Source organism: Acidobacteriota bacterium (assembly GCA_016195325.1).
Taxonomy (GTDB): Bacteria; Acidobacteriota; Polarisedimenticolia; order JACPZX01; family JACPZX01; genus JACPZX01.
In genome coordinates, this window is the sequence record JACPZX010000062.1 from 60,397 (window position 1) to 81,973 (window position 21,577).

The following is a 21,577-nucleotide window of genomic DNA, read 5'->3' on the forward strand; positions in this document are numbered from 1 at the left end:
ATCCATGATCGGCTTCCTCTCGCGCAGTCTCTTCACCAAGCTGCTCCTGACGTTTCTCCTGGTCATGGTCATCGCCTTCGCCGTCGAGTCCGGCCTGGCGATCCTCGCCGGCGAGGGAGCCATCGAGAATCTGGTCCAGGAGAACCTGACGGGGCAGGCCCAGGACGTCCTGGAGGAGGTAAATCGGTATCTCGCCGACCGGGGCCGCGAGGTCAAGTCATGGTCGACCCTGAGCATCATGGACGACGTCCTCGTCGACGACAGGACGCTGACCATAGAGAACCTCCTGCTCGAGCTTCAGCGCGAAGAACCCCGTCACTACGCCACGCTGACCGTGACCAGCAGCTCCAACAGGGTAATCGCGTCCTCGTCGCTGCAGAGGATCGGGCAGGCATTGCCCGTCGGCGCGAAGGCGCTGGCCCAGGTGCCCGGCACGGAGTTCTGGACGAGCGAGCCGCCCCATGACGTGGAAGGCGCGCCCGCGTACTTCGTGGTGAGACACCCTATCAAGTCGCCGCTGGTGGCCGGCTCGCCCGTGGGGTGGCTCTTCGCCGACGTGCGATGGGATCCGGTCGAGGAAATCGTCGCCGGATCCGAGCTGATCGGAGCGAAGTCGAACGCCGGGAAGATTTTCCTTCTGGTCGACTCCGCCGGCAACCTTCTCGCGGGCCGGGCGGCGTTCATGGAGCGCACCTCCGGGGGCCTCGATCTCCTGCGGCGCGCCGTGGCGGAGAGCGCCCCGAGCCGGACGCTTCGAAGCGTCGATGACTATCTCGTCGCCGATTACTCCGCCACACCGTCCGGAGACTCCCTCGGCCAGGGTCTGCGCGTCATCGCCCTCTGGCACAGAGATCGCGCCTTCGCGGTCGTGAGGATCTTCGAGAGGGTCGTGCTCGGCTCCGCCTGTCTCGGCGTGCTGCTCGCCGCCGGGGCTTCGTACGTCAGCGCGAAGGCCATCGCGCGGAGACTCCAGAAGCTGACCGAAGGGACCGGGCGTCTGGCCCGCGGAGATCTGACCTACCGCGTGGAGGAGGGGCCGAGCGACGAGTTCGGCCTCGTGGCCCGATCCTTCAACAAGATGGGATTCGAGCTGGAGAGCGCGCGCCAGGGGCTGGAAGCCGCGGTGGCCCGGTGGAAGGCGCTCGTGACCTACGCGCCCGACATCATCATGACCGTGAGCCGCGATGGGAAGATCCTCTTCATCAATCGTGTCGTCGCCGGGTACTCCGTGAACGAGGTGATCGGGTCGAGCATCTACGAGTACACTCCCGCGGCGCACCATGAGAGGCTGCGGCAGTCGGTGGAGCGCGTCTTCAGCACCGGCGAGGCGACCGGCCTCGATCTCGAGGGACCGGGGACGGATGGAGCCCTCGGGTGGTACTCGACCCGCATCGGTCCGGTCATCCAGGACGGGCAGGTGGTCTCGGCCACGATCATCACGACGGACATCACCAAGCGGAAGCTGCTGGAAAGGGAGATCCTCGAGATCTCCGAGCTCGAGAGAGAGCGGATCGGGCGCGATCTTCACGACGGGCTGGGCCAGGTGCTGACCGGGGTCGCGCTGCTGAGCAAGGGACTGCAGAGAAAGCTGTTCGCGACGCAAAGCGACGGGCAGGGGGAGGCGGGCCGGATCGGCGAGCTGATCAGCGACGCCATCCTGCAGACGCGCTCGCTCGCCAGAGGTCTCTTCCCGATCGACCTGGACAGCAAGGGGCTCAAGGGCTCGCTGGAGGAGCTGGCCGGCAGCGTCGAGCAGATGTCCGGGATCACCTGCCGGGTCGAGGGGGAGCTGGCGTCCCCGGTGCAGAGCCGCTCCAAGACGACCCACCTCTTCAGGATCGCGCAGGAGGCGGTGAGCAACGCCCTGCGTCATGGGAAAGCGATCTCGATCCTGATCTCGTTGAACAGCACGTCGGACGCGAACTTCCTGCGCATCCGGGACGATGGAGTCGGGTTTCCCGGCCTGCCGTCGCTGCACGAAGGCATCGGCTTGAGATTCATGCGGTATCGCGCGGGAGTGATCGGCGCCACCCTGGAGTTCAGCGGGAATCCCGCAGGCGGCACGTTGGTGACCTGTCGCTTCACGTAAACACGAGGGGAGTCACACTCAATGACAAGACGCGCCAGCGCCCAGGACCCGGGAAAGAAGAAGGAGCCGGCCACCATCGTGCTGATCGACGATCACCCGATCGTCCGGCAGGGCCTGGCCATGCTGATCACGCAGGAACAGGACATGATCGTGTGCGGTGAGGCCGACGACGAGGCGTCGGGATGGCTCCAGGTCTCCACCCTCAAGCCGAGGGTCGTCATCGTCGACCTGTCCCTCAAGTCAGGCAGCGGGATCGATCTCATCAAGCAGGTCAAGAGAGAGTTCCCCGACACGGCGATCCTCGTGCTGTCCATGCACGACGAATCGTTCCATGTCGAGCGGGCCCTCAGGGCGGGCGCGTGGGGTTACCTCACCAAGCACGAGGCCAGCGAAAAGGTCGTGATCGCGATTCGCAAGCTCCTCGAAGGAGAGGTGTACCTCAGCGACGGTCTCTCTCCGCCGTTGCTCAAGAGGCTGCTGGTCGGCGGAGGGGATGGGGATATCTCCCCGATCTCGGGCTTGAGCGATCGGGAGCTGCAGGTGTTCGAGCTGATCGGGACGGGGATGGGGGTCCAGGAGATCTCCGGACAACTGCACTTGAGCGTCAAGACGGTCGAGACCTACCAGACCCACATCAAGGAGAAGCTGGCGCTGCCGAGCACGCGCAAGCTCGTGCAGTTCGCCATCCTCTGGACTCATCGTCAGCATGGAAAGTGATCGCGCCCTGACGTGAGGCTCCCCGCCTCTCCCATGTCCTAGGGTTTTCCTTAGAAACAAATACTGGGTTTCCTGAGAGACGGCGCAGGGCTTTCACGTATGATATTCCAAGTGAAATCCTTCCACGCTTTTCCGAAAAGACATGACATTGACGAAAACCCAGATACACCGGATAAATATAGCGACTCTGGGGAAATTTTCATCAGTGGACCGTGTCCACCATCGGGGGGGGTGGGGATGCCGAACACGCTCGAGGAGCTGTTCAGCAGAGACTGCACGAGCCTGCCACGTGCCGTCGATTCGATCGGGTGCCAGACCGCCCCTCTGTCAGCGCTGATTGATTCCCGCCCCCCCGATCCAGCATTCGAGATGGAACTCCCGAGGAGCTGACGAAGCAGCCGTGCCGGGCGGACGAAGGAGCCGCCCGTTGATGGGAAGGAATGCCCCGCACCCGTCGACACCGAAAGTCTCTTCACTCCGGACCGTCATTCCGGCCGCCCAGCTTCTGCGCGTGATCCGGCCTCCGCATCACGTCGAGGCCGTCCGCAATGGGGCGCCGTCATCCCCCCTCGTCCATCTGCCGAAGGCCAACCCCCGTCGAGCCGATCTTCCGCCCGCTCGTCGGCGGCTGGCTGTCAGGCGTGACGTCCGATCGACAACGCAACGGCAGGAGGTCCACGTGGCGCTTCACACTCGGGATTTGATTCGTCTTGTTGGAGTCCTGGCGGCGGCCTCCGCGCGATCTCTTCTCCGCGAAAGCGGGCTCGCCAGGTTGTTCGGTACCGGATGGGCCGGGCAGGCTGCGCGTTGGAGACGCGGTGTTGCGGGATTCAGCATCGTCACTGTCCCACGAGCGGTGTGTGCCGAAGGGGCATCGCAGGAGGGCGCGAGGATGATTCATCGCAAGATTCACCACCTGGGGTTGTCGGTGCTGGTGTTGGCCCTGGTGACGGCGACCGCGAGCGCGCAGTCGTTCAGAGTCCAGTGTCCGCCCGCCACGCCCCTGCACCCGGATCCAAACCTGGGCGGCATCAAGTGCCAGCAGATCTCCGGCGGCGACGGGTTCGCCACCATGGCGGACGGCACGCAGACCTACCTGTTCGCGTTCGGGCCGCTCTCCGGTCTCGCCGACATCCGAGACGGACTGCCCGGCACGCAGGTCCCCTCGGTCTTCAACATGCCGAACTATTCGCCCTCTCTGGACGATCCGCTGACGACTCTGTTCAACGGCGCCGTCGGCCTGGTCCCGGACGTGGATGCCAACGGAGCGCTGACCGGACACGTCGACCCGCGCCCCATCATGGACGTCGGCGTCATGAACGGAAACATGCCGGCGCCGCTCATGGCGATCGACGAGGACGACGAGTTCTTCCTGACGCTCACGAACGTCGGCCAGATCATGCGCCCGGATCTCTTCGAGCAGCACACCGTCCACTTCCACGGTTACCCCAATGCTTCCGCCTACTTTGACGGCGTCCCGGACGCCTCCGTGGCCATCAACATCGGCGGCAGCTTCACCTATTACTATCTTGCGCCCGACGCGGGGACGTACTTCTGGCACTGCCACATCACCCCCCCGGAACACCTCCAGATGGGGATGGTCGGCCAGATCTACGTCAGGCCGCGGCAGAACAAGGTGCCCCCCGGAAATTCCCTTCGCGCGTCGCTTGTCGCCGATCAGGCTGACCTGCGCAAGGCCTCCAACTGCTCGTCGGACATCCTGTGTTCGACGCCGCTCCCCCCGGCGAATTCCGTCCCGCAGGCGGCGAGCCCCCGAACGGGCCGGCCCTACCTGTACGCCTACAACGACGGCGACGGCTCGACCGCCTACGACGTCGAGTACCCGATCCAGATCCACGGCTTCGACGCCAACTTCCACTTCGTCGGCATGACCTTCAACCCGGAAGGGTTCACCGACATGAAGGACAAGTACTTCCTTCTGAACGGGCGCAGCTATCCGGATACCGTCTCCGAGGGCCACATGGAGACGCAGTCGGTGGACGGCGCGACGCACGCATCGCAGCCGCTCCCGACCATCATCAACATCCCGGAGGGGGGGAAGGCCCTTCTCCGCATCGCGGACCTCGACGTCACCGAGTACCAGACGCTGGCCTCGCTCGGGGTTCCGATGCACGTGGTCGGCCTGAACGCGCGGCTCCTGCGCGACATGGCCGGGGTCAACATGGACTACTACACGAACTCGATCACTCTGGCCGGCGGCGAGTCGATCGACGTCATCCTCGACGCCAGCGACAGCGTCAAGTACCCCGCCGGCAGCACGTACGCGCTTTACACGCCGAACCTCGACCACCTCTCGAACGACGCCGAGAACTTCGGCGGGCTGATGACCGAGGTGCACATCGTCAATTGCCTTTCGGGATTCAATCCAGACACCAAGAAGTGCAACTGAGGAGCAGCCATGAGCCAGGTGAATAACAGGAAGCTGATCGCGAATGCCGGGCTGCCCCTGGTCGTCCTCATGGCGGCGGCGATGCTCGCCGCGCCGGCGGGGGCCGCAACTCCGGGGATCACGGGCGGCGCCGGGACGCCGCAGTTCAGCCTGAGCGCCGAGGCGGCGTTCATCAGCCAGCCCGACGGCTTGATGGTGTACTCCTGGGGGTACGGATGCCAGGCGCAGCCGGACGGGTTCGCGCCGGCGGCGATCGCGGCTCCGACCGGCGGTTGCCCATCGATGCAGATCCCGGGGCCGACGCTGATCGTCAAGGAAGGCGACCTCGTCAAGGTGACGCTCACCAACAACCTGCCGGCCGCGGCGGGGAACACGTCGATCCTCTTCCCCGGTTTCTCCGTGACCGCGACGGGCGGCGAGACGGGCCTCCTGACGCAGGAAGCGGCTCCCGGCGGCAGCGTGACCTACACGTTCGACACGACCGGCAAGGCCGGAACGCACTCTTATTACAGCGGGACGCAGGGTGACCTGCAGATCGAGATGGGGCTCTACGGGGCCATCGTCGTTCTTCCCGCCACCTCGACGGGGTGCATCCCCGTGAGCCCGACATTGCCCGATGGCCAGACGGACTACAGGCTCGCCGCCTCCGCCTACGACCATTCGATGACCTGCTACGAGCGCGAGTACCTCTTCCAGTTCTCCGAGATCGACCCGGCCATTCACAGGCAGGCGGAGGATCAGAAGGACCAGGCCTGCATGAGCCACGCCGGCTGCATGAACGTCCGGACGGAGAACTACCATCCTGCCTATTTCATGATCAACGGCCGCTCCATGCCGGACGACATGGATCCGGTCTACGCCGTCCAGTACGCGCACCAGCCCTACAACGGCAACCCGCACATGCACCCGGGGGAGCTGGTCCTTCTGCGGATCATCGGGCAGGGGCGCTGGCAGCATCCGTTCCACGAGCACGGCAACCACGTGCGCGTGCTCGCCCGCGACGGGAACCTCCTCGAGAGCATCGCGGATCCGAACATGCTCGCCGGACCGCTGCTGTTCACGACCACGACCACCCCCGGGCAGGCGATGGACGGGATCTTCTACTGGACCGGCAAGGGGCTGAACTGGGACGTCTACGGCCACAAGCTGAGCAGCGTCCCGTGCGTCACTGACGCCAATTGCCCCGCGATCCCGTCCGGCCAGAAGTGCGTGACCGGGTTGTGCGATCCGAGCCCCTGCACGCCCGACGCCGACGGCTACTACACCGGGAAGCCGAATCCGATTGATCACGCGACTGTCGCGCTCAAGCCGAACTACTACGAGTGGTGCGGGGACCACAACCGGGCGCTCGAGGCGCATCCGGCAGGTGATGTCGGGAGCGGCGGCCCCATCACGCTCCCGGATGCAGGGATCCTCGCCAACGGGCCCTGGTATGGCGGCAGTCCCTATCTGGGCCCGGACGCCGCGGCGAGAGCCGTCGGCCCCACGCCGATTCCGCCCTCCGGCACGGTTGCGAATGACCCGGGCTCCGAGGCAGGTTTCGCTTTCATGTGGCACTCGCACAACGAGCGTGAGATCACCACCAACAACGCCTTCCCGGGCGGGATGTTGATGATGATGCTGGTCGATCCGCAGGCGTTCCCTATTGATGAGTCAAAGTGAGAGCCGAGGAGGAGCGTTAATGCATTCCCCAACACTCAGGACGATTTCCAGGGCGACAGCCAGCGCGATCGCCGTTCTCCTCCTCACTGCGGGTGCTTCGTTCGCGCAAGTCGATCTGACCGCGAAGCAGACGTCAGTGACGCTGCCAGACGGGCGAACGGTTCCGATGTGGGGGCTGGCGTGCGATCCGAACACCAGCAGCACGGATCCGAACACGCTTCCCACCTGCACGGCGATGACCGGCTCGGCTCAGGATCCCAACACCTGGCAGCCGCCGCTCATCCGGGCCGCGGCCGGCTCTGCGCTGACGATCAACCTCACGAACAGTCTTCCGGGAGGCGTCCCGACGTCGCTGGTGATCGTCGGCCAGCTGAGCAGCGACCTCGGCCACCCGATCAAGGTCCCGAGCCCTTCGCATGCGATCCAGGGGCCGACCTGGCCCGTGCAGGGTTCCGCGACAGATCCCGTCTTCACGCCGCCGTCGCAGCCCGACAGGATCCAGTCGTTCGGGAGCAAGGAAATCGCCAGCGGGGCGACCGACGCGGTGACGTGGCCCTCCCTCCGGGCCGGCACCTACCTGATCGAGTCGGGGACTCACCCGTCGATCCAGGGGCCGATGGGCCTTTACGGCGTTCTGATCGTCTCCGACGCGGGCTTCCCGGTTTCCTACGACGCGGACGTTCCTCTTCTCCTGAGCGAGATCGATCCGTCGCAGAACGACGAGATCGCGGATCCTGTCACCGGCGTCGTCCACCTGACGGGGTTCAGCGAGACGTCGTCGCGCGTCCTGAGGGACGTCGTCAGCGCCATTTCCGTCGCGCTGGATCCGAACAGCGGCAACCCCATCTCCGGCAGCGGCTATTGCGCGGGCGACCTCCTCGTCTTTTCGGGAGGGGGAGCCGACGCGAACGCCATGGGCCACGTTGCCGCGGTCGACGCGAACGGCGCCATTACCGATCTCGCGCTCGACTTCGCGGGAAGAGGTTACTCCGCCGCTCCTGGCGTGACCGTCACGCCCGATCCCAACAACCCCTGCTTGACGCGCGTCGGATCCCCGCTGGGGGCGGTCATCGACGCCGAGCTGACCCTCTCCGGAATCCTCTGCAGCGGCGGCGCCGCGGCATGCTACCCGCCGGCGGTGAACTACGACCCGCGCTACTACATGATCAACGGGGTCGCCTTCGACAAGACGAACCCGGCGGCCTCGACGTTCTCAGCGGGAGCCGTTCCCCCGGCGGGAACCGTCCTCTTGCGCTTCGTGAACGCGGGCCTCCGCATGCATGTCCCGTCCGTGGTGGGCATGAACATGGCCCTCGTCGCGGAGGACGGCAATCGCCTCCCCGGGAAGCCCAGGATCCAGAGCGAGGTCTTCCTCGCCGCGGGCAAGACGTACGACGTCGTGTTGAGCCCGACCGACCCGAGCTACTTGTACTCCGCGGCGGCCATTCCGGTGTTCGATCGCCAGCTGAGCCTCTCCACCAACAATCAGCGCGACGGCGGGATGCAGGGGTACATCAGCGTGGATGGCGGCACGGCGCCGGGGACCATCGTGCCGGTGATCGCGTCCGCGACGGACGACCAGTACTTCCTCATCCCTGGGAAGACGATCAAGATCACGGATCCGGCCAAGGGCGTGATCGCCAACGATTCGAACGTTTATGGCGTCCACACGATGACTGGAACGTGCGGAATCTCGGCGGAGCCGTGTGCGGTGACCGGCGGGACACTCACGCTGCGCCCCGACGGCACGTTCACGTACGTGCCCAGCAGCCCGAGCACGCTCAGCGACCATTTCTATTATCAAGCCAATGGATCGGGCCCCGTCGCGAAGGTCTCGCTGGACAACTGCGCGTCCGTCTCCGGATGCATGGGCGGAGCCCCGAGCGCTGCTGGCGACGCGTACACCAGCGACATCGCGTCGCGTCTGGCGATCGCTCCGCCCGGGGTGCTCGCGAACGACACCGATCCCCAGGGGCACCCGCTGACCGCCGAAATGGACCCGAACTTCGTGGTTCTGGGCGGCAGCATCACGCTGAACGCCGACGGATCGTTCGTCGCTGTCCCCAACACGATTCCCGTCGACCCGGCCACGAGCTCGGTCACGTTTCAGTACAAGGCGAGGAACTCCCAGAACACCTCGAGCGCGGCGGCGACGGTCACCGTGACGTTCAACGGCGCGAGCCTGCTCGCGGTTCAAGTGCTGGATGGGCCGAGCACCCTCTCCGGCAGAGGTCATTGCAGCGTTTCGGGAACGGCGTGCAAATTGATCTCGGATTGTCCCGCGCTGAATGCGTGTGTCGTGGCCCCGGTGCCGGTCACGGACTACCGCTGGATCATCGAGGAAGACCGCACGTTCCACGTCGACGCCAACAATCAGGTCAGCAGCGGAGGGTACGTTCCGAATCTGGGAACCAGCTTCCATTCGAGCTACATGCCTCTCGTCGCGCAAGGCTGCGTGGGCGCCGTCTCGTGCGAGGTGAACCAGACGATCCTCGATCCCAACTCCGGCGACCACGTCCCGGCGGTGTGCGACATCGGCAACGGAGGCTGCCGTCCGGGTGATCCCAATGCCCCGCAGATGGCGGCCGTCGATCCCAACCAGGTTCATCTCGACTCGAACAAGCGCTACTACATTTCAATCCTCCCGGGAGATGGAGCGAACGCCACGGTCAACGGCGCCGGCGGCCCGGTCCCGGTGGATCCCAACGATCCAAATGGTCCGCAAAGACCGTTCAGCATCGCGAAGGACTGCCCGTCCATCTTCTCGGACTTCGCCCCCGGGACAGGCGCCTGCGGCCACGGCATGGGCGGCGCGCCGATCAGCGCCGGGCAGACCGCCGTCGACGTGAAGGTCCAGCAGACCCCGTTCCCAGCGGCGAAGCTCACGGCGTTCGTCTTCGAGGACGACAACCCGCTCAACGGTGAGGTGGACGCGGGCGGCGGTGTGGACATCCTGGCCCCCAACGAGCCGGGGCTGGGGGGATTCAACATCGTCCTCCTCGACCAGGCCGGCGGCCTCGGTGATTCGACGGGCCAGCCCACCTACGACATGTTCAACATGCCGCTGAGCAACGCGCTCGCGGGGACGAGGGATCCGGCGACAGGTCTCGACGCGTGCCCGATATCCTCCACGTCTCCGAAGCTCTGCAAGCGCGGAACGAACGCAGGCGCGACGTGCACCGCCGATACCGATTGCACGGGGGGAGGAGTCTGCCTCGCGGACGGGCTGGTGGGCATGATCGTGACGTGCCCCAAGTTCGAGTCGGACGGCCAGACCCTGTCGCCTCTTGCCGGGCAGGTCATCGTCGAGAACCTCTATCCGGGACTGTACGAGGTGGTGGCGTCGCCGGCCGCCGACCGGCTGGCTCGCGGGGAGGAGTGGCTCCAGACGAACACGCTGGACGGGACGAAGCCTCACGAGGCCTTCATCCGGCCCCAGGAGCCGGCCTACTTCCAGGAGTTCGGGCCGGCGGGGTTCCACGTTTCCATCGGGTTCGCGAACCCGAAGATCATCAACAACCGCAAGGAGCGCGTCTGCCAGCACCTGGCGACCGGCGAGACGTGCAGCCACACCCTGACGGGACAGATTTCGTCGGCCCGCATCAGCCGTACACCCGACCAGAGGATCTACGGCAGCGGCACGTTCGACTCCCTCGGCTTCACGCAGTGCTACGTCAGCCTCGGGGATCCGGGCGGGTCCGACTTCGCATTCGTCAAGTGCGCCGCCGACGGCTCCTTCACGTTCACGGGCCTGCCGCCCGGAAAGCACAAGATCACCGTCTTCGACCAGTGGAACGACATCATCGTCGATGGCCTTTCGACGGGGGTCGTGCTGGACCAGAACACGCCGTCGAAGGATCTCGGCGAGATCCCCATCATGCAGTGGCGCACGAACCTGGCCACCCGCACCTACTTCGACACGAACGGTGACGGCGTCTCCCAGACGGAAGAGCCCGGCCTTCCCCTCGTCTCGACGAACCTCCGGTACCGGGACGGAAGCTTCATGGGCTTCAACAACACCGATCTCGACGGCTACGCGGGATTCAACGAGATCTTCCCCTTCTTCAACTGGATGATCCTCGAGGCCGACACGGCGCGCTACAAGCAGACGGGCGTGCACGTGATCTACGACGCCGGCGGCCCCGCGGACGGGACACCCGGCGGCGGCGGCTCGGTGCTCGCGGCCAACGTCGCGAACACGACGGAGGAGTTCCATCTGCCGGCGGACCTGCGCGTCCCGGGCGCCGTCTATTGCAACGACGGCGACTGCGCCGGCGAGACGATCAGCGATCCGAACACCACCGCGCTGCCGGCCAACTCGTCGACCGGCCGCATCGATCCCCCCTGGGTGAGCACCGAGGCCTGGCAGGGATTCGCGGGCGAGACGCAGTTCATCGAGTTCGGCAAGGCGCCCTTCGCGGACGGTGAGAACGGCGGCATCAAGGGCCACGTGGTCTACGCCTCGACGCGGCCGTTCGACGACCCGCAGCTGCTCCTCCAGCTCTCGTGGGAACCGCTCGTTCCGCACGTCACCATCAACCTGTACAAGAGGGGGATGGCGAAGGACGGGACCGAGACCCTCACGCTGATCGACACCACCAGCACCACGAGCTGGGACGATTGGGCTCAGGGGTTCCGGATGGATCCCAATGGGATGCCGTTGCTCTCGTCCGATGGGAAGCCAATCCCCAACATGAACTGCCCGGGGCAGGATCCGAACAGCTCGTTCTTCTTCACGCTCAAGGACAGCACGCAGTGGCTCAATCCGGGGATGTTCCTGCCGAAGAACTCCCAGTTCAAGTGCTACGACGGCATGGCCATGCTCAACCAGGTCCAACCGGCGCCGTACGACGGCATGTACCTGTTCCCGAGCGTCGTGACCCGAAACGGCACGACGGGCCTGCCGAACAAGACCAACTGCACCGGGTGCACGACCAACCCGGTCGACGGCACCCCCATGCTTCCCGCCGGCAAGTACGTCGTGGAGATGATCACCCCCCCCGGCTACGAGCTGGTGAAGGAAGAGGACAAGAACATCCTCCTGGGCGACGTCTACATCGCGCCGGTCACGCAGCAGTTCGGCGGCCTCGGCAGCATCTTCATCATGCCGGACCAGGCGGAGGTGGACAGCGAGTTCAACGCGGACAACCCGCTGAACCACACCGTCAACGAGGGGATCACCCCGAGGACCGAGGGGGACACGGGGAGCATCGAGAAGTTCTGGCCCTGCATCGGCCAGCTCCGCGTCGTCCCTGATTACATGAGCCTCTTCCCGCAGGCCGCGCAGGCCGCGCCTTTCGCCGGAGCCTCGCGGCATCTCTGCGATCGCAAGGAGGTCACGCTCGAGGACCAGTCGACGGCGCTGGCGAAGTTCTACGTCTTCACCTCGACGCACGTCGCCGCGCACATCACGGGAATCGTCACCGACGACTTCGCCTCGGAGTTCGACCCCTTCTCTCCGAACTACGGCGAGAAATTCGCCGTCCCCAACCTGCCTGTTTCGTTCAAGGATTGGACCGGGAACGAGGTCTCACGCGCGTACACCGACCAGTGGGGCGATTTCGACGGACTGCACTACTCGACGTGGGAGGTCAATCCGCCCAACCCGACCGGATACGGGCCGCAGATGGTCGTCGCGTGCATGAACGACTCGACGCTGGCGAACGGCAGCGTCGATCCCCTCTACAACCCGGGATACAGCCAGTTCTGCTACGAATGGTCGCTCATGCCGGGGCAGACCGCCTACCTTGACACCCCGGTCGTCCCCGTCATGGCGTTCGCCGAGGGATACAACCCCCCCGATTGCGACTATCCAAGCGCCACACCCGCGGTAAAGGAAGTGAACGGGTTCGGGGCCGGACCCTGGGTTCTCGCGGGGCCGGGAGGTCCTGTGACGGGCCTGACGCTCACCAATCAAGGTGCCGGCTACACCGCGCGGCCCACGGTGAGCTTCGATCTCACGAGCGGTGGAAGCGGCGCAGCGGCCGTCACGTTCATGAAGGTCACCGCCGTCACACCGAACTCGAACGGATCCGGATACCAGAGCGTCCCCACCGTCACGATTGACCCCAACGGCATCGCCGGCGGCTCCGGCGCCGCAGCCGCGGCCACGATGAGAGTGAACACGGTCAGTGTCCCGACGGGCGGCGGCGGGGGCGGATACACCTCCAGCCCGACCGTCACCTTCCCCGACGGCACCGGCGGCATCTTCCCGGTGACGATGCGGGTGAGCTCGATCATCCTGAGCAACTCGGGGTCCGGTTACATCGCGCGACCCACCGCGACCTTCACCAACACCGGCACCGGCGGGACTGGCGCGGCGGCCAGCACTTTCCTGAGCCTCGACAAGGTCACGCCCAGTAACAAGGGATCCGGTTATACCTCGGCGCCCGCTGTCACCGTTCCGGCGCCCCCGTGCACCATCAACGGGACCACCTGCGTCCAGGCGACGGCCTCGGCTGTCTTCAATTTGGGATCGTGCCTCCTCGGACCGACTCCGGGAGCTGGATGCAATACCAGCGCGACCTGCGGAGTCGGCGGAACGTGCAGCCTCACGGGCGGTAACGTCAGCAGCGTCACCGTGACCAACCCCGGCAACGGCTACACCTCGCGTGTCACGGTCACCTTTGCGCCCGCGCCCGCGGGCAACCACTGCTCGAACGGCCCGACCCCGAACGCGGTGTGCGTCGGGACGGGGCAGAGCACCTGCGGCGCCGGCGGCACCTGCATCGCCAACGCGAATGCCGTCGCGACCAACACGGGCACTTCGTTCGGCTCCTTCTGGAAGGTGAGTCGCGCGGACGTGACTTCTGGCGGACTTCTCTACACCTCTCGCCCCACGGTGGCGTTCACGGCCGCCCCGGTGGGAGGCACGACGGCGACGGCGACCAACGTGGGCACCACGTCGGGCGTCTTCCTGAGCGTGAATCTGATCACCGTCTCCAACGGCGGCTCGGGGTATACCGGCACGAGCGGGACCTTCGCGGGCGGCAACGGCAGCGGCGCGCAGGCCGTGGCGACGCTCAACCTCGCCAGCCTGGCTCTGACCTCGAACGGTTCGGGGTACACCTCCCGTCCTTCGGTCGTCATCACTCCGCCGGGCACGCGTTGTGTGCTGGGGGCGACCCCGGGAGCCGTCTGCGTCACGAGCGCGACCTGCGGCGGCGGGCTCTGCCTCAATGGCACCACGGCGACGGCCAATACGTTCATGAGCGTCGATTCGCTCAGCCTCACGAACGGCGGATCGGGCTACTCGTCGGATCCGAACGTCACCATCGGCTCCCCGGGGTGCACGATCAACGGCACCACGTGCGTCCGGGCGACGGCGACCGCCTCGATCACCGTGGGGAACACGCTCACCATCACGGCGCTGGGCGACCAGCTCGTTCCCAATCCCGCATACTCCGGGCCGTCGGCCACCGCGGCTCCGTACAACCAGAAGTTCATCACGCGTCACTACGGCTTCGGAAGTCAATGCGTCGCGCCGATCGCGGGCGATCCGAATTGCACCACGGTCTCGAGAGTGACGATCGGCGGCGTGGCCGCGAGCATCCAGACATGGAGCGACACGACGATCACCGTCGGCGTTCCCGGCTCGGTGCCGCAGTGCCCCATCCGCCAGCGCGGCGTCACGGGCGCCCCTGAAAGGTGCGGAGAGCTCGTCATCACCGCCGGCAACGGGAAGCAGACCGTCGACGCGGTCACTGTGACCATCGGCGGCAAGCCCCCGACGTACGTCAACGGCGAGAACGCGGACGACAGCGCCATCCAGTCCGCGATCGACGCCGCGGTCCCCGGCGATCTGATCATCGTCAAGCCCGGGACGTACGACGAGATGGTCATCATGTGGAAGCCCGTCCGCCTGCAGGGCGTCGGGGCAGCCTCCGTGATGATCAACGCGAGGCCCATCCCCGCCGGGAAGATCGATCCCTGGCGCGAAAAGGTTCTGAGCCTGTTTGGATTGGGACCGGACGGACGACCGGACGGCAGGCCCATCATGGTGGATCGCGTGCCGCTCGAGGGGATCGTCAACTGGGACACCACCGTCAACGGCAACCTGGCGGAGCTCCTCCAGGAGCCGACGATCATGGGAGCGTACGAGGGGGCCGGCATCACGGTCCTCGCGAAGGGAGTGGACTATCACGGCGCCGACGCATTCGAGCCCGGCACCGAGGCGGTCTTCCCGCTGGGCACGACGCGGCTGACCGACAGCACCCAGGATTGCAACAACTACCCGGCCAATTTCCTCTGCAATCCCTCGAGGATCGACGGCCTGACCTTGACCAACAGCTCGCAGGGGGGTGGCGGCATCTTCGCCCACGGCTGGACCCACAACCTCGAGGTCTCCAACAACAGGGTCTTCGGGAACGCGGGGACCAGTTCCGGCGGCGTCAGCATCGGTCAGGGGGAGTTCGGCGATCCGAGCATCTCTCCCCAGGACCCGGCGGTCTCGGTCCCACCGCTCGACGCCACAATCCTCGCGACCGCCTGCGGCACCGGTGGTGGCAATAACGGAGGCGACGGGCCCAGGTGTCCGGCCGGGACGCAGCTTCCGTACTGGCTGCAGGCGAACGTCGACGTTCATCACAATGCGATCACGCGGAACGCCTCCTACGGCGATTCGCTCTACTCGACAACTCCTGCGGCCGCCGGCGGCGTGACCTTCACCACGGGCTCCGACTACTACAGGTTCGACAACAACTTCGTCTGCGGCAACCTGAGCGCGGGTGACGGCGGCGGCGTGGCCCACCTCGGGTTCATCTACAGCGACCCGAATGGGAGCGGCGGCATCACCCACAACGTCATCCTGTTCAACCAGAGCAACAACCCGACCATCGCGACCCACGGCGGTGGCCTGCTGATCGCGGGCGCAGGCCCGGACGGTCAGGCCCTCCAGTGCGCCAACGCCCTCGGCGTGGGATCCGGTGAGGTGTGTGCGGCGGCCGGCGACCTGTGCCCGACCTATTCGTGCAACGGCAGCACGAACGACGGCGCCGCGTGCAGCCCGACCGGCCCCGCCAGCCAGTGCCCTGGTGGCACGTGCGATCAGGAGACCTGCCAGCGCCTCGAGTGCGGGACCAACACGGACGTGGACTGCCCCCCCGGCCTCACCGAGGGCGCCGGGCCCAACCTCCTGGTGGACGGCAACCTGATCCAGGGAAACACCGCCGAGAGCGGAAGCGGCGGCGGCATCCGGCTGCAGCTCGTCAACGGGACCGAGGTCGGGGCTTTCCCGACGACGCCCGCCAACTGGTACCAGGTCAAGCTCCAGAACAACATCATCGTCGACAACGTCGCCGGATGGGACGGCGGCGGTGTCTCGCTGCAAGACGCAGTGAGAGTGAGCTTCATCAACAACTCGGTCGTGAACAACGACACGACGGCTTCGGCGGGGGTTCTCTTCAACTCGTTCGGAGCCCCGACGTCGAGCGTGCCCCCGACGTGCCCCGGGTGCACGGAGGAGCACGACCAGCCCGCCGGGCTGGTGACGATGACCAACACGCCCAATCTCTCGGGCTCGCTGCCGACGGCGTCGGGCTCGCTCATCTGCCCGAACGACGGCCTGGCGGCGAACCCCTACGGCGTCTGTTCGGGCGGAAGCAACCCCGGTGGCCACTGCGCGACCAACGCCCAGTGCTCCGGATCGGGTGGAACCTGCGTGCTCAACACATTGTGCGCCGAGGTCTCCCTGCCGGTGCTGGCGAACAACGTCTTCTGGCACAATCGGGCGTTCCACATCAAGGTGACCGACCCCGACCCGAACAACGGCGTCCTCGGCCAGCAGAGCAGCGTGGCGCTGGATCCCGCGTTGAGCCAGGCGTCGACGGGCCAGTGCGCGACAGCTCCGGGGACGCCTCGATACTGGGACATCGGCGTCCGAGGAGACGACACGCCGACCACGCATGAGTCGGGGTTCACGCTCGCCCCCGTCCGAACGATCTTGACCGACCTCACCGGATACTCCACCGGGAGCGATCTGGCGGCGGATCCGAACGTGGCGAGGGAGTACTGCAACGGCTCCCGCGTGCCCCCCGAGTGCGGTGCCGGAAACGGCTGTTACGGGACGACGGGCTACATCGTGCCCCCGGGTGTCGCTCAGGAGAACATCCCGAACCCGGTGTTCTCGCTGACCCCGGCGGCGACCGTGGACGAGGCCAACAACTGGATCAACATGGCCTACGGTCCGCTGACCCTCCTGGGCCCGAGCGGCTCGCTGCTGGGCAGGTATGTTCCGGCCACCACGGACCCGAACACGACCCCGACGATTGGTGTCGTCGAGTCGAGCGCGACCATCAACAACACCTACACCGTGGCGCCGACGCTCGACTTCTTCGGAACGAACAGGAAGAGCAACAGCCGGGTCGATCTCGGAGCCGTCGAGGCCCCCGTTCCCTCCTCGGGGCCGACCGCCATTTCGGCGAACTCCCTCAATTTCGGCCACGTGCCCGTCGACACCGTCAGCCCTGTTCAAGACCTGACGCTGACCAACGCCGGCTCCACCGACCTTGCCGTCAGCATCCCCGGCATCGCCACCGCAGTGGGATTCGTCCAGGTTCCACCGACCAGCGGTAACGACTGCGGATCGAGCCCGGTCTTCGCTCTCCCCGCCGGCACGAGCTGCACTCTCGGCATCCGGTTCGCGCCGACGCAGGCCGCGGCCACCGCGGCGCAGGGTCTCATGACGGCCGCCGGTTCCACGCCGTCCGACGGCGAGGAGATCCCCTTCGAGTCCGAGGTGACCGTCGTCACCGACTCGGCCGACGACGTTCCCCAGACCGTGAGTCTGACCGGCCGCACCAGCGCGGTCTCCAGGGTCTGCGCCCGTCCGGGCGCCCTCGACGGCACCCCCTGCAACGACGGGGACGCCTGCACCCAGTCCGATAGCTGCCAGGCGGGCGTCTGCGTGGGCGGCGACCCGGTCGTCTGCGCGGCTGCCGACCAGTGCCACGAGCTGGGAGTCTGCGACACCGGCACGGGCCAGTGCTCCAACCCGGCCAAGACCGTCGGAAGCTCCTGCGATACGGGCGACCCGAGCACGTGGGGCGTCTGCAGCAGTGGTTTCTGCCTCGACGCCTCCGTCTCGACACCCGCGGAGATGCGAAGCAGCCTGACGCTGACGCACAATGGCGCCGGCACGCGGATCGCGTGGAGCGACGCGCCCGGCCAGTTCAACGTCTACCGCGGCTGGATCGTCGACGGTCAGCCGTTCTCCTACAACCACGCCTGCCTCAACCCGGTCGGGCCGACGTCCACTCAGAACGTTCACGACACGGCCACGCCTCCGCTGGGGACGGCCTTCTACTATCTCGTGACTCGCTTCGACAGGGGGCTGGAATCGATACCCGGGAAGGACTCCACGGGCGTTTCGATCCCCAGCGCATACCTCTGCCCGTACCAGGGAGGCTCGATGAGCATCGCCACGCCGGAACCGCCGCTCGAGACGGGGACGACGACGGTGCATCGCGGCGTGATTACTTTGACCTACACCGGCTTCACGCCGCTGACGCTCTCCGGCGCGACGCAGGTTTCCAGGGAGTTCGGCGACGGCGACTTCGCGGTCGTCGGCGGGACGTGCGCATCCGGCCTGACGCTTGGCTTCGGGTCGACGTGCACCGTCGAGATTGAGTACACGCCGGCGGGCAATATCAACCCGTCGAGCGCCTCGATAACGATTCAAGGAACGATATCCGGAGGTGTCGCGACGACTCTGACCAGCGACACGTTCAACGCGGACTAGTGAGTTTCCGGAGGGGGCGGCCCCGCACGGTCGCCCCCTCGGCCGCGAGCATCAGGGTGATCGCTCGAAGGGTCTGATATCATGGACGCGAAGATGTTCAACATGCCGGCTCGCCCCATCGGTTCTCTCATCTCCGCCGGGCTTCTCGCAGGCGGCATTCTCCTCCTCCCCGGAGCCGCCGCCGGGAGCAGTCAGCCGGGTATCGCCGCGACCCACGTGCGCCCGGCCAGACGAGCGGCGTTGCCCCCCAGCGCGAGGACGTACTACCAGAACGTCTGGGGTGTCGACATCCTCGGGGTCAAGCCCGTCTCATCCGGCACGATGATCCGGTTCAGCTACCGGGTCGTGGACGCGACCAAGGCGAAGACGCTCAACGACAAGAGCCTCTCCCCGCTGCTCGTCGATCAGAAAACCAACGCCGCGCTGGTGGTTCCCGTGATGGAGAAGGTCGGTCAACTGCGCCAGACCTCCACGCCCGAGAACGGCCGCGAGTACTGGATCCTGTTTTCGAACAAGGGAAACTTCGTGAAGGCGGGGAGCCGCGTCGACGTGGTGATCGGCAGCTTCCGGGCCAACGGACTGATCGTGGAGCCGCTCTAGGCGGCCCCCGGGGCCTGCAGGAGTCACTCTCGATGTGGAAAACGGCGCTTCTGTCAGGGCTTGTCGTCTCCGCACTGGCGTTGCCCCCCGCCCTTGCGGCCGTCGCTCCCGCGCCCTCCACCGCGCTCGCAGTCGAGCAGATCGTCGAGAAGAACATCGCGGCGCGAGGCGGGTTCGAGGCGTGGCGCGCAGTGCGGACCATGTCGTTCTCCGGCAAGATGGACGCCGGGGGCAAGCAGAACGCGCAGCTTCCCTTCTCGATGGAGTTGAAGCGCCCGCGCAAGAGCCGCACCGAGATCGAGTTCGCGCGCGACACGGCCGTGCAGGTCTACGATGGCGCCAGGGGGTGGAAGGTGCGGCCGTTCCTGGGGCGCAAGGACGTCGAACCGTTCACCGCGGCGGAACTGGAGGCGGCCTCCACTCAGGCGGACCTGGACGGCCCGCTGGTCGATCACGCGCAAAAGGGCACGACCGTGCAGCTCGACGGCGTCGAGAAGGTGGAGGGGAGCGACGCCTACAAGCTGAAGCTGACACTGAAGGGCGGCCAGGTCCGGCACCTCTGGGTCGACGCCAGGACGTTCCTCGAGGTGAAGATCGAAGGGACCCCGCGGCTCATGGACGGCAAGCCGCATCGCGTGGAGATCTTCTACCGCGATTACAGGGCCGTCGACGGCCTGATGATCCCGCACGTCCTGGAGACGGCGGTGGCGGGCACCAAGCAGACGCACAAGACGACGATCGAGAAGATCGTGGTGAACCCCGTCCTCGCGGATTCCCGCTTCGCCCGACCCCGCCCGGACGCCTCTCCCGGTGCTGAGGATCACTCGGCGGCCGGCGCGAAGGCCGGATCCGGCGATGGCAGCGACAGACCGAACTCAGGGTCTTGAACAGGGCCGGTTCCGGTCGCGTCCCCCCGCAATCGCCCGCGTGAGCTTGTGCTAGCCTGCACGGGGGCCCTCGATTCTCCGTCGATCCCCGGCAATCCACCCGGTCCGACGACTCGCTCGAGCGCAACGCCGCTCATCCGCCGCTCCGGCAACATCGGCAGATGGGTCCCGTTCCGTCCAGCGGCATGGCGGGAAAGAAAATGCTGAAGAGGTCGGCGGCGGCCGGCTTGACGCTTGCGCTGGCCGTGCTCGCCTTCGTGGCCGGGAGGTACAGCGGCGGACCCGACCCGACGGGAGAACAGCCCGCAAGGCCCGTTCTCTATTACGTCGATCCCATGCATCCCGCCTACCGCTCCGACAGGCCCGGTGTGGCCCCTGATTGCGGCATGAGATTGGAACCCGTCTACGCGGAGGCGGAGCCGGGCAAGGGACGCGCGACGGAGCCCGGCACGGTCTTCATCAGCTCGGAAAAGCAGGGGCTGATCGGCGTTCGCGTGGAGGCCGTCCGGAAGGACTCCGGGCCGCGGCTGGTCCGAACGACCGGCCGCGTCGAGGTCGACGGAGACCGGCTCTATCGATTGATGGCGGGGGCCGAGGGGTGGGTCGAGTCCGTCAGGAACAATCCCGTCGGCACGTTCGTGAAGAAGGACGAGCTCCTGGCGACGCTGTACAGCCGGGAGTTTCGCAATGCCCAGCAGGCGTACCTCGGCTCCCTGGTGAGCCTCGACCGATTGAGAACCGGCCATACCGAGGACGACCCGAACCGGGGGAGCAACACCAACCTTCGTAATAATGAAGAGCAATTGCGCGCTCTCGGGATGGGGGATGCCCAGATTCAGGAGCTGCGCAGGACACGGCAGATCACGAGCGAGATCTCGGTCACCGCTCCCGCCGATGGCGTCGTCCTCAGTCGCGACATCTCCCCCGGGCAGAGATTCGAGGCCGGCACCCAGTTCTACCGGATCGCCGACTTGAGCAAGGCGTGGATTACGGCCGACATCGGCGGCGAGGACGCGCCGATGTTTCGTCCGGGCGCCCGGGTGCGGGTCGTGGTCCAGGAGAGAGACGCGACCGTGTACGCGACGGTGGGCAAGGCGCCCCCCTTTTTCGATCCCGTCTCACGAACTCTCCGGTTGCGCCTGGAGGCGGACAATCCAGGATTCGTGCTGCGCCCCGACATGTTCGTGGATCTCGAGCTGCCGGTCCGGGCGGAGCCGGTCATCACGGTTCCGGTCGAGGCGCTGCTCGACTCGGGGCTGAGCCAGCGGGTCTTCGTCGAGCGCGCCCCGGGTGCGTTCGAGCCCCGGCCGGTCGAGATCGGCCGGCGCCTCGGGGACCGCGTCGAGATTCTCAAGGGTCTCGAGGAAGGGGATCGCGTCGTCGCGTCGGGAACGTTTCTCGTGGACTCGGAGAGCCGGCTGAGGACCAGCGCCCGATGAGCGCGGGCCCGCCGGCGGACACCCCGCGGGGAACCG

The 21,577-nt window shown here is 66.5% G+C and carries 8 protein-coding genes; all 8 read left to right on the forward strand.

All coding sequences use genetic code 11. The annotated features are described in order from the left end of the window. Positions 1-4: 4 nt before the first annotated feature. The gene (locus HY049_11945) at positions 5-2,089 is read left to right on the forward strand and encodes a PAS domain S-box protein (GenBank protein ID MBI3449612.1); all 2,085 of its coding nucleotides are present in this window, start codon (positions 5-7) and stop codon (positions 2,087-2,089) included. A gap of 21 nt (positions 2,090-2,110) precedes the next feature. Then, on the forward strand, positions 2,111-2,806 hold the full coding sequence (locus tag HY049_11950; GenBank protein MBI3449613.1) for a response regulator transcription factor: 696 nt from the start codon (positions 2,111-2,113) through the stop codon (positions 2,804-2,806). 892 nt (positions 2,807-3,698) lie between these two features. Beyond that, complete coding sequence (locus tag HY049_11955) at positions 3,699-5,216, forward strand: multicopper oxidase family protein (GenBank protein ID MBI3449614.1); 1,518 nt, start codon at positions 3,699-3,701, stop codon at positions 5,214-5,216. 69 nt (positions 5,217-5,285) lie between these two features. Beyond that, entirely contained in the window at positions 5,286-6,878 is a 1,593-nt protein-coding gene (locus tag HY049_11960; GenBank protein ID MBI3449615.1) for a multicopper oxidase family protein, read from the forward strand. A 19-nt stretch (positions 6,879-6,897) separates the two neighbouring features. Further along, positions 6,898-18,615 (forward strand): hypothetical protein, encoded by an 11,718-nt coding sequence (locus tag HY049_11965; GenBank protein ID MBI3449616.1) that lies wholly within the window; start codon positions 6,898-6,900, stop codon positions 18,613-18,615. Positions 18,616-18,696: 81 nt separating this feature from the next. Further along, positions 18,697-19,215, forward strand: coding sequence for a hypothetical protein (locus HY049_11970; GenBank protein ID MBI3449617.1), 519 nt, complete (start codon positions 18,697-18,699; stop codon positions 19,213-19,215). 32 nt (positions 19,216-19,247) lie between these two features. Further along, complete coding sequence (locus HY049_11975; GenBank protein ID MBI3449618.1) at positions 19,248-20,102, forward strand: outer membrane lipoprotein-sorting protein; 855 nt, start codon at positions 19,248-19,250, stop codon at positions 20,100-20,102. Between the two features lie 200 nt (positions 20,103-20,302). Beyond that, entirely contained in the window at positions 20,303-21,541 is a 1,239-nt protein-coding gene (locus HY049_11980; protein ID MBI3449619.1) for an efflux RND transporter periplasmic adaptor subunit, read from the forward strand. Positions 21,542-21,577: the final 36 nt, after the last annotated feature.

Bases quoted from the DNA above. Each gene is read 5' to 3' on its own strand.
- HY049_11945 (MBI3449612.1), top strand. From the start codon at position 5: ATGATCGGCTTCCTCTCGCGCAGTCTCTTCACCAAGCTGCTCCTGACG.
- HY049_11950 (MBI3449613.1), top strand. From the start codon at position 2,111: ATGACAAGACGCGCCAGCGCCCAGGACCCGGGAAAGAAGAAGGAGCCG.
- HY049_11955 (MBI3449614.1), top strand. From the start codon at position 3,699: ATGATTCATCGCAAGATTCACCACCTGGGGTTGTCGGTGCTGGTGTTG.
- HY049_11960 (MBI3449615.1), top strand. From the start codon at position 5,286: ATGGCGGCGGCGATGCTCGCCGCGCCGGCGGGGGCCGCAACTCCGGGG.
- HY049_11965 (MBI3449616.1), top strand. From the start codon at position 6,898: ATGCATTCCCCAACACTCAGGACGATTTCCAGGGCGACAGCCAGCGCG.
- HY049_11970 (MBI3449617.1), top strand. From the start codon at position 18,697: ATGGACGCGAAGATGTTCAACATGCCGGCTCGCCCCATCGGTTCTCTC.
- HY049_11975 (MBI3449618.1), top strand. From the start codon at position 19,248: ATGTGGAAAACGGCGCTTCTGTCAGGGCTTGTCGTCTCCGCACTGGCG.
- HY049_11980 (MBI3449619.1), top strand. From the start codon at position 20,303: ATGCTGAAGAGGTCGGCGGCGGCCGGCTTGACGCTTGCGCTGGCCGTG.